This is a genomic window from Ignavibacteria bacterium (assembly GCA_016873845.1).
In the GTDB taxonomy this organism is placed as follows: domain Bacteria; phylum Bacteroidota; class Ignavibacteria; order Ch128b; family Ch128b; genus JAHJVF01.
In genome coordinates, this window is sequence record VGVX01000034.1 from 17,868 (window position 1) to 28,631 (window position 10,764).

General features: G+C 36.3%; 11 protein-coding genes. 3 read left to right on the plus strand and 8 right to left on the minus strand.

Annotated elements, in window-relative coordinates:
- The first annotated feature begins 46 nt into the window (after positions 1-46).
- On the plus strand, positions 47-490 hold the full coding sequence (locus FJ213_07775) for a DUF2721 domain-containing protein (GenBank protein ID MBM4176056.1): 444 nt from the start codon (positions 47-49) through the stop codon (positions 488-490).
- Between the two features lie 29 nt (positions 491-519).
- Positions 520-1,296: a tetratricopeptide repeat protein gene (locus tag FJ213_07780; GenBank protein ID MBM4176057.1), complete on the plus strand. Its 777-nt coding sequence runs from the start codon at positions 520-522 to the stop codon at positions 1,294-1,296.
- A 7-nt stretch (positions 1,297-1,303) separates the two neighbouring features.
- On the opposite strand, the gene FJ213_07785 is transcribed toward FJ213_07780, so the two are convergent.
- The 4 genes from FJ213_07785 to FJ213_07800 are packed head-to-tail and all read right to left on the minus strand — an operon-like array spanning position 1,304 to position 5,034.
- Positions 1,304-2,596, minus strand: a complete 1,293-nt coding sequence (locus FJ213_07785; protein ID MBM4176058.1) for a TRAP transporter large permease subunit — start codon at positions 2,594-2,596, stop codon at positions 1,304-1,306.
- On the minus strand, positions 2,593-3,132 hold the full coding sequence (locus FJ213_07790; protein MBM4176059.1) for a TRAP transporter small permease: 540 nt from the start codon (positions 3,130-3,132) through the stop codon (positions 2,593-2,595). Before FJ213_07790 ends, FJ213_07785 begins: the two co-directional genes overlap by 4 nt.
- Entirely contained in the window at positions 3,129-4,235 is a 1,107-nt protein-coding gene (locus tag FJ213_07795; GenBank protein MBM4176060.1) for a TRAP transporter substrate-binding protein, read from the minus strand. The genes FJ213_07790 and FJ213_07795 overlap by 4 nt, the downstream gene beginning before the upstream one ends.
- Entirely contained in the window at positions 4,144-5,034 is an 891-nt protein-coding gene (locus tag FJ213_07800; protein ID MBM4176061.1) for a hypothetical protein, read from the minus strand. The genes FJ213_07795 and FJ213_07800 overlap by 92 nt, the downstream gene beginning before the upstream one ends.
- Before the next feature lie 273 nt (positions 5,035-5,307).
- Between FJ213_07800 and FJ213_07805 the strand changes: the two genes are divergently transcribed.
- Positions 5,308-7,974, plus strand: a complete 2,667-nt coding sequence (locus tag FJ213_07805) for a valine--tRNA ligase (GenBank protein MBM4176062.1) — start codon at positions 5,308-5,310, stop codon at positions 7,972-7,974.
- Between the two features lie 109 nt (positions 7,975-8,083).
- On the opposite strand, the gene FJ213_07810 is transcribed toward FJ213_07805, so the two are convergent.
- The 4 genes from FJ213_07810 to FJ213_07825 all read right to left on the minus strand — a co-directional run bounded on the left by FJ213_07810 (position 8,084) and on the right by FJ213_07825 (position 10,373).
- The gene (locus FJ213_07810; GenBank protein MBM4176063.1) at positions 8,084-8,407 is read right to left on the minus strand and encodes a T9SS type A sorting domain-containing protein; all 324 of its coding nucleotides are present in this window, start codon (positions 8,405-8,407) and stop codon (positions 8,084-8,086) included.
- Between the two features lie 19 nt (positions 8,408-8,426).
- Positions 8,427-9,089: a hypothetical protein gene (locus tag FJ213_07815; protein MBM4176064.1), complete on the minus strand. Its 663-nt coding sequence runs from the start codon at positions 9,087-9,089 to the stop codon at positions 8,427-8,429.
- 15 nt (positions 9,090-9,104) lie between these two features.
- On the minus strand, positions 9,105-9,959 hold the full coding sequence (locus FJ213_07820; GenBank protein MBM4176065.1) for a T9SS type A sorting domain-containing protein: 855 nt from the start codon (positions 9,957-9,959) through the stop codon (positions 9,105-9,107).
- Between the two features lie 72 nt (positions 9,960-10,031).
- Complete coding sequence (locus FJ213_07825) at positions 10,032-10,373, minus strand: hypothetical protein (protein MBM4176066.1); 342 nt, start codon at positions 10,371-10,373, stop codon at positions 10,032-10,034.
- Between the last annotated feature and the right edge of the window lie 391 nt (positions 10,374-10,764).

A 10,764-nucleotide genomic window follows, 5' to 3' on the forward strand; every position in this document is an offset into this window, starting at 1 on the left:
TAGCCTTAATTATTTTATGGAAATCTATTTAAAAATAATCCAGTTCATGCTTGCACCCGCGGTAATGATCTCAGCGTGCGGTCTGTTATTGCTTGGAATTAACAATAAGTATTCTATTATTGTTAATCGAATTCGTCTGTTGAACGATGAAAGACGGCGCTGCACTTTAAAACTTCGCGATGGCAAAGAGCTTGACTATCTTGAATCGGTAAGACTTGAAAGCATTATTCGTCAGCTGGCTCAGCTAAAAGAAAGGTTGCAGCTAGTCCGTAATTGCGTTATGTCTTATTCGACTGCAATTTTTTTGTTTATATTAACTTCTTTGTTGATTGGCATCGATGTGTTATTCGATTACAAGATGACAATGTTTTTTATGGTTGCTACTTTTATATTAGGAATGTTAGCTGTCGGCATAGGCAGTCTTTTCGCTATGCGCGAAACAATAAGAGGTTACAAAATCGTTGAATTTGAAATTAAAGCCGAAGAATAACTTACATTAATTTTTTCGAGGGATTTATAATGAAGCACAAAGTAATTTGCTTATTCTTTTTTTTACTCATGGTTGCAAAAGCACATTCTCAATCCGTTTCTGAATTATTAAAGCAAGCGGACGAGTTAATTGAGATTAAGTTTGATAATGTAAATCAGTTAAAAGTTATGGAGCAAGCATATAAACTTGAACCAAACAACTTTGAAGTACTGTGGCGAATGTCGCGTGCCTATGTTGATTATGGCGAACATCTTCCCGATAAAACTGATGCAGAAAAAGATCAACAACTTAAACAATATGAAAAATCTTTGGACTTTGCTAATAAATCAATCAACATAAATCCCGGAAGCATGATCGGATACCTTCATCGAGCAATTGCGAATGGAAGGATTGCACTTTTCAAAGGAGTATTTAAAGCAATAAGTTTGGTCAATTCTGTTAAAGACGATCTTGAAAAAGCGATTCGACTTAACAACGGCGGGAATAATCATCAAAGTGTTGCACATTATGTTTTGGCTCGTGCGCATGCTGAAGTTTGCGAGAAGCCCTATCTCATCAGACTTCCATTAACACTCGGTTGGGGAGATCGTGATGACGCAACAACCCATTATGAAACCGCAATTAAGCTTCGTCCAAATTTTATAATGTTTCGAGTGGATGCAGCAAAAAATTATATTGAACTTGATGAATGGCAAAAAGCAAAAGAACATTTATATTCAGTCGCAAACCTGCCAAATCTCGATGAAGATGATGAAGTCTACAGAATTGAAACAAAAAAACTGCTGGAAGAAATCAAGTCACGATAAATAGTTCTTATCTGAACATTTCAACCAAGTACATGCTGATGGATGGAATGTACGAGATTAAAATCAGAGCGAACAGCAATATTAGGGTGAACGGAATAGTTGATTTTATAACCTGTCCAATTTTCTTTTCGAAAATGCTCGATGCTACAAAAAGATTCAAACCCATTGGCGGAGTAAGATATCCAATTTCCATATTTACGATGAAAATAATTGCGAAGTGAACGGGATCAATTCCGAATTCAACTGCCATTGGGCCTAGAAGTGGTCCGACTATTAATATAGCTGACATTATATCCATAAAGCAGCCAAGTATTAGCAAAAAGATATTTACTACGATAAGAAACATTAATGGCGAGCTAACAAATTCACTCATCCAAACTGCTGCCTGATATGGCACTCTCTCGAGAGCTAAAAACTGATTAAAGCTTATAGCTACTACGATTATTAAAAACAATGTCCCCATCATCGAAGTACTTTGAATAAAAATTTCAGGGATATCTTTAATCTTCAAATCTCTGTGAATAAATACTTCAACAACAAAAGCATAAACAACTGCAGCCGCGGCTGCTTCGGTTGGGGTAAAAAATCCGCTGTAAATTCCACCAAGAATAATTATTGGAAGCATCAGCGCCAATATTCCATTCTTAAACGAATTAACAAATTGCTTAAACGAAAAGTCGATTTTAATTTCATCAACATTTCGTTTTTGAGTGATTACAGAGTACACCATTAATAGTAAGCCGATCAATAAACCAGGGAGAACGCCAGCAATAAAAAGATCTGCAACAGAGATAATATGTGTCGGTGTGGAAACAACAATTGCATAGATTATCATTGGAATACTCGGTGGAATCAAAATTCCAAGCGAGCCTGCAGAAGTTATCAATCCCAATGAAAAATTTTCTTTATAATTTTCTTTAATGAGAGCAGGAAACATCATCGTCCCAATCGCAATAACTGTAACGGGGGACGAACCGGAAATTGCTGCAAAGAAAAGGCATGCAAAAATTGCAGTAACCGCAAGACCGCCACGCATCCAACCAACGGTTGCTTTGGCAAAATCGATCAATCTTTTTGCAATACTTCCGTGGGTCATGATTTGGCCGGCAACTAAGAAAAACGGAATCGCAAGCAGAACATCTTTATTGACTGCATTGAACATATCAGCAATCATTTCGGTAAGCATGCCGTCGCCGAGAAAGTAAATTGATCCTATCGTAATGATTGAGAGAACAATAAATAATGGAGTCCCAATAGCAATACAAATCAAGGCAACGAGGACTATCAAATATTCCATTATTTATCCAAACCCTTCTTCGATAATTCTTCTTTACCGCCTGCACCGATTGAAGATATTCTTCCCTGAAAAATTTGAATTGTGATCCAACTAAACCGTACAGCAATAATTACAAGCGAAATTGGAATGATAACTTGAACAATCCACAATGGAATATTTAGTACTAGCGATCTCTCGGCGAATTCTTTGGTTTCAGCAACATAAATGAATCCAAGGTATGCTATAAATAATGTAACCGCCAATACAACGGCATTGACAAAAAGTGAAACATAGGGCAGGACTTTTTTGGGAAATATTTTTTCAGGTATGCCAACGACTAAGTGCTTGTTCTCTTTAGTTGCATAAGATGCACCGACAAATCCCACCCATATCATTAAAAATGCAGCAAGCTCTTTTGCCCAGATAAAACCACTATCGAAAAATTCTCTTAAGGTGAAATCGAGAAAAACAACAAGCGTCATTACACTTATCGCAATGACTAAAAACACCTTTTCAAATTTAGAGAAATAATTATCAATCGCTTCAAGGATTTTGATCATTTACTGCTGGGTTTTTTTCTGAATTCGGTTAATGCATTTTGTACTCTGTCGTAAAGAGATGCACCAACAACATTTCTGAATTTTGGATGAACCGGCCTGGCTAATTTTGCAAATTGTTCCCTTTGTGCCTCAGACATCTTTTGAACCTTCACACCGTCTTTCTCAAGAATTTTAATGATTTCGGGTTCAATTTCGCGAACACCTGTTCTTCCAATCTTAGCTTCCTGTTTTTGATCGCCAAGAAGAATGTCTTGAATATCCTTTGGCAGTGAATCAAAATATTTTTTATTGTAAATAATTATTCCTGGCTGATACATGTGACCGGAAATTACAAAATAATTAACTCCTTGGTACCAGCCGGTCGCAGAGGTAAATAACGTCGAATTATCAAATCCATCAACAAGCCCTGTTTGAAGTGCACTCATTACTTCTGGAATAGATATGGGAACTGGTGATGCGCCGAATGCCTTCCACATCTCGATATGAATTGGGCTTTCCTGCGACCTTATTTTCAATCCTTTTAAATCACTTGGTGAGAGGACTGGTTTATTTTTTGAAGCAAAATGTCTCCATCCATTTTCATTCCAGCTGTGGAGAATGAATCCTTTGCTTGCAAGAATATCTGAATATGATTTGAAAACAACTTCGTCGAGAATATAATCGACTTCTTTTTCATTCAAAAATAAGTAAGGCAATTCAAGCAGTTGAAGTTCCGGAACAAGAGATGTAACCGCACCGACACTACCTCCCCATGCTTGAATTCTTCCGCGTTGCAGGGAGCGCAAGGTCTCGATCTCGCCGCCAAGCTGCCCGCTGGTATAAGTAACAAATTTTACTCTTCCTTTACTTTCTTTCTCGATTCTCTTTTTCATCGCACTTAATTGATCAGACCAAGGCGTTCCTTCGGGTGCAATTGTAGCTAATCGTACTTCATATACTTCTTGAATTAGCGGTTTGCTTCCATAAAAAGTCATCGAAATTAAAAAAATTATAAAGAATGAAAAAGTAATCTTACTTGAAAAATTCATCAACTCGCTCCAAAAGTTTTTTTGCATATTCTTGTTCGTATTTATTCTCAGGTGTAATCTCAGGGATGACATCATATGGTGTACTTATTACATACTGAAGCTGCTTAATGAATGTCTCCCGGTCTTGTGCTTTAGTTGCATAATACTCTGCATACAAAGTTCTCGTACCAAAGTAATTCGGTGCAAGCTCGATCGATTTTTCAAAATGAAATTTGGAAAGATTCAAATCGCCGCCCGGAACTTTTGTAGGCAGCGCACCAAAAAATCTATCCGCTGCTCCATAGAAAAAGTTTCTATCGAGATCAAAGACTCTTTGATTGTAAGCTTCGATTTTGGATTTATTGCCTAATCTAATCAGGAGATTTTTTTCGGCAGCCCACTTGCCAAGATTTGCACCGGTCCAATAAATAACTTCTATTCCATCAATGCCGACACCTTGCAAAGCTTTCTTTTCATCATTTGTTTCTTGATAAATTTTTCTGAAATCGGGAAATAATCCGAGCGTTCTTTCTCCAACTTCAAGACCCTTAGTGAACAATTCATCCTTTTTTTCTTGATCGGTCTCAACATAGTTTGCCACTAAATAATAAGCTCTCGAAAGACGCGCCGCTAATGCTGCATTGGTTGGCTCGGCTGCAGCTGCATTGATATATGCAGCTAACATTTCTCTTGCCTTCTCTGGTGTTCCTCTTTCTTCCCATAATGCATCGGCGATAGACCTTGCACTGGCTTCTCCTTCTACTTTAACTTCTGGTGTTTTTGGCTGTGCCTTTTCTTCGAGAAATACAGCTTTCCTGCCAGCACAAGAGGTGAGAATAATTGTTGACATAAAGAATATGAGCAAGCCTGCATGATAAAACTTTTGTGTTTTCATGAACCCTCCTAAAAATGGGCTAAATTTCAAGTTTACGTAACATTATTTTGTGATAACGGGTCAAATATTGAAATTGAAAACATAAATGTCAAGGATTGATTTGGAATTTTTAACTTGATAGGTGCGAAGGCATTGTCGAAAATCTTGAAATCTATTATTACGCTCAGATCATCTCAAAATTGTATAGGATATCATACTTTTCTATATTGCACGCAAATTTCTCTTGATTTTAGAACAAAGAAAGATGAATTCACATTTGTATTTATTAGTTAAATGAAAACAGAACTATCAAAAGTATATTCGCCAAATGAAGTTGAGGATAAATGGTATTCATATTGGGAAAAAAATAATTTATTCCATGCCGAGATAGACAATTCGAAAAAATCCTACACAATTGTAATCCCGCCGCCGAATATCACAGGCAGCTTGACCATGGGACACATCTTGAACAACACGCTTCAAGATATTTTCATCCGGTGGAAAAAGATGCAGGGCTTCAACGCTTGCTGGGTTCCGGGGACAGACCACGCTTCTATTGCAACCGAATCAAAGGTAACTCAATCACTTAAAGAAAAAGGAATTGACAAAAAGACAATCGGAAGAGACAAATTTTTAGAACACTGCCAGGAATGGAAAGAGCTTTACGGTGAAATGATCCTGAAGCAGCTTCGTAAGCTCGGAGTTGCATGCGATTGGGAACGGCTGCGATTCACAATGGATGATGATTATTATAGATTAGTAGTAGAATCTTTCGTTTATCTTTATAACAAAGGTTTTATCTACCGCGGTTTGAGAATGGTGAATTGGGACCCGCAGTCTCAATCCGCAATTTCAGATGAAGAAGTGATCTACCAAGAAGTGAACGGCAAGCTCTGGTATTTTAAATATCCTATAAAAGATAGCGGAGAGTTTGTAATCGTTGCAACGACTCGACCCGAAACAATGCTAGGCGATACTGGAGTTGCGGTCAATCCAACAGATGAAAGATATAAAAATCTTATCGATAAAAAAGTTATTCTACCGCTTGTTGGACGTGAAATTCCAATATTCGCTGATGAATACGTTGATAAAGAATTTGGAACCGGCTGTGTGAAAGTCACTCCGGCACACGATCCGAACGATTTTGAAATGAGCAAGCGTCATAACTTGCAAGTCGTGAATATTCTTAATCCCGATGCAACTTTAAACTCAAGCGCACCTAGTGAATTTGTTGGTCTTGATAGATTCGAAGCACGAAAAAAAGTTGTTAGACGATTAGAAGAAGAGGGCTTCCTTGTCAAAATAGAAGATTATAAAACAAATATAGGTTATTCCGAGAGAGGAAAAGTTCCAATCGAACCATATCTTTCCGAGCAGTGGTTTATGAAGATGGATGAGCTTGTTAAACCAGCGATTAAATCTGTGGTGGAAGGGGAAGTAAAATTCTATCCCGACCGTTGGATAAAAGTCTACCTGAATTGGATGAACAATATTCGCGATTGGTGTATTTCGCGTCAACTTTGGTGGGGGCATAGAATTCCCGTTTGGTATTGTATTGGAGATGAAGCTTGTCATTTAGAATGTAAACAGCCAATCGTCTCTGTTGATCCGCCTGAAAAATGTCCACATTGCGGTTCAAAAAATTTACGGCAAGATGAAGATGTTCTCGATACATGGGCATCGAGCTGGCTTTGGGCACACGGAGTTTTCAGAACAGAAGAAGAGAGAAAATATTTTTATCCAACTGATACTTTGGTAACCGCGCCAGATATAATATTTTTCTGGGTTGCACGAATGATAATTGCAGGTCACGAATTCATGAATGAAATTCCGTTCAAAGACGTTTACTTCACAAGCATAATTCGCGATGATAAAGGAAGAAAAATGAGCAAGTCGCTCGGAAATTCTCCCGACCCGCTTGAAGTGATTGAACAATATGGTGCCGACGCTCTTCGTTTTACAGTAATTTATTTAGCTCCGCTTGGACAAGATGTTCTCTTCTCTGTCGATAAATGTGAAATAGGAAGAAACTTTGCGAATAAGATATGGAATGCAGGCAGATTTCTTCTAATGAACAAAGAAAATATTTCTCTCGATGAGAAGCTGCTAAATTCACACCTCGATCTTGCGGATAAATGGATTTTAAGCAGATTGAATTCAACCATTCAAACTTTGAACGATTCACTTTCACAGTTCAAGATCAATGATGCTTCGAAACAGATTTATAATTTCATTTGGAGCGATTACTGCGATTGGTACATAGAGTTTATAAAAAATCGAATCAACTCCGAGACAAACGACGAAATAAAATCTGCAATATTAACGCGTGCAATTTCTGTTTACGAAAACATTCTGAAGCTTCTTCATCCAATAATGCCCTACATTACTGAAGAAATTTGGCAGGCACTCGCCGATAGGAAAGAAGGCGAAAGCATAATGGCTTCAGCATTTCCAATCGCTGATCAATCACTAATTAAGCCATTTGTCGAAGGCGAAATGGGATTTTTGCAAAACATTATTATCTCAGTTCGAAATATTCGCGGAGAAATGGATGTTCCTCCATCGAAATCTTGTGATGTTGTAATCAGAACTGAAAATAAAAAGTTCGAAGAAATTGTTAAAAACTATTCACTTTATCTTCAGAAACTTGCGAGAGTTGAAAACATCTCGGTTGGAAAAGATGTCACAAGACCAAAACATTCATCATCGGCAGTGATGAAGGGAGTTGAAGTTTTCGTTCCGCTCGAAGGATTGATCGATATAGAAGTCGAGCGTGAAAGATTGAAAAAAGAATCAGAACGTCTTCAAAAGCTCTTGGATGGAGTGAGCAAAAAACTCTCGAATGAAAGCTTTACTTCAAAAGCACCAAAAGAAGTAATCGAAAAAGAAAAAGAGAAACAGCATAATTTCTCAACTTCGCTTGAAAAGGTGAAGCATAGTTTGGAAATGCTGGAAAAGTAAAAATTCCAAATTCCAAATAACAAAATCCAATGTTATATTTTATTCTCTTTAATTCTAGACCACCGATAAGCCTCAGCTTATGAATCATAACTCCTCAAGGTTAGGTCTACTATCGAAGTAGAATCATTTTCTTCATATCATTGAAATGGATAATACCATTGTTGCTAACATTCAGCTTGTAAAAATAAATTCCACTTGATAAATCAAAAGCATTAAAATGAACAGCATACTTACCTGGAAATTTAGATTCTTCAACTAAAGTTTTAATTTCTCTGCCAAGAGCATCAAATACTTTTAAGCTTACAAAACCTTCTTCTTTTACTTCATATACTATGCGAGTTACGGGATTGAAGAGATTGGGAAAATTTTCTTGAGTTTTAACATTTAGCGCGGTAAAAGTAATTTGTGTAAAAATTAAATTATTATAAAACAATGAATAATAACCACACTTTTTACCTTTTCAAAAAAACGTTAGAAGTCAGGACATGTGTTCCATGTCCATTGCGATCACGGACTGATTCACCATCTCCCCAAAAATCAGGTCCAATAAAAAATTTATTTGATGCATCCAAATCAGTGTGTGATAAAGTGAGTGTAATGCTATCCAAAGGAATTCCGCTATCAAGTACAGCAATTTTGAGATTAGAATTACCGGTTGATATTGACCAAGCTTCGGTGGCATCAATATCTGCATCTGGTGCGCCATACGTTGGCGGCTGCTGGTAATTATATAATGGCCATTGATAGGAAAATAAGGGGTCATTTGGTAAAGTTCTAGATCTAAAAACGACATTTGGCTCTACCGCTTCGATAATGGGATTTGTTTTTATACGATTAATGAAGTTAAAAATATTTAGTCCGTTTGGACATTCTACCAAAGCCCAATGAATAATATCAACATCGGATTTTATGGTCAAATTGAGATTTGAACATAAATTGTGAAGGGCGTTTTTATATATGTTCTCTTTCAATTTAATTGCAATTTGACCATCAATGTATTCAATCTCATGACCGTTCCAAAAGCCTTTCTTTATTTTGAAGCTATTATTATTCTGCGCATAGCTTAGGGATAAAAATATAAAGTTTAATAGAATTACTAATAATAATTGTTTCATTTTAAACCTCTACTTTCATTTTGTTAAAATAATTTTTATGAATTTACGTGAATCATTTAAATTAATTTCGCCAATGTAAACACCACTATGTAATGCTTTTTTATTATTGTCTTTACCATCCCAAAAAAAATTTTGTTTTCCAGGGTAAGAATATTTTTTATCAATTAAATTCCTTACTTGCTTACCAAGAATGTCAAATATTTTTAAATTTATGTAACCGCTTTTAGTTGCCTCCCATACAATAATAGTTTCATTGTTAAATGGATTGGGATAATTATTGAAATATGAAATGGGTGGCTCAATAGCTTTTACTTTTTCGTCTAATACCGACGTGGTTAAATCAAATTTGTGTATCCCTGGATCTCCATTATAGAGAATTCTACCATCGGGTGTAATAGCTAAAGTGGAATAATATCGGGCTTCGAGATATCCTAACTTAATCCAACTATCCCCTGAATTTGTGCTTCTATAAACACGTTTTGGTATACTATCAGAGATCGAATATATTTCATATGATTTCTTGTTGTTATGTAGTACCTTAACTGGTTGATCATATTGAAAACCATTATTTTTTAGTTCCCAAGTTCCCCCTTTATTGGTTGTTCTGTAAACACCATAAAATGGGACTGCTGCAAATAAATAATTGGTGTTTATAGGATTTATAGATAAAGAGTTAATATGCCAACCTAATTCTTTTAAATTTGTAATCTCCCAGCAGTTTTTGTTATCAGTATCTCGCGAAACAAGTACATATCCGGATATACCTGTACCTATAAATACCACGTTGGCCGAATCTGGATCAATTGCAATTGAAATAACTCCAAGATCGATAGGATGAATTGTATCAGGTGAAACATCTTTCCATTGCATTCCTGCATTGTTTGATTTATAAAACGTTCCGCCATATGCTCCGGATGTTCCAGCATATAATATATTTGGATTCTAAGGATCAATAGCCAATGCACTGACACCTGTTTCCCAATTGATTCGAATTCCGGAATCTGCTCTAACCCATGTACTTCCACTGTCAGTAGTTTTAACAATTCCTTCACTTAAAAATATACTTCCGGATAAAGCTGCATAGAGAATGTTAGAACTGTCCGGGTGCATCACAATTTGACTTACAGAGACATTCGATTTTACAGTATTCCATGTTACTCCACCATCTGTAGTTTTATAAATTTTTCCCAAATATCCACTGCTAAAATCGGAACTACTGCCAGCATACATCACGTTTGCATTCCTTGGATCAATCACTATCGAACTTATTGGTTCATTTCCCAACCCAACATAAGTCCAGCTTTGAGATAAAGAATTCTCTACTTGAAAAAATATTAACAGAAGTAGAGATGATTTACAGATTAAAAAACTTCTTAAAACCCTTTTGTATGTGCTATTGCTCGATTTATGTTGATAACTTCTAAAAATGCCCGGAGTTAATTTATACACAAAAAATTTTAATAAAAACTTTCACTATCAACCGACTAAAATTTAATTTCGATCAAAAAGATTCGAAAAATTAAAATATTCAAACAAAATCGTGCATTATTGAAATTAGACCCCCTCAAGTTAAACCTGGGAACAAACTTGGCATCAGTCGAGATTGCTTTTTCTTTGCATATACTCTTTTCACATTTCTCAACAACTCACAGACATCTAACATACTTATCAGATG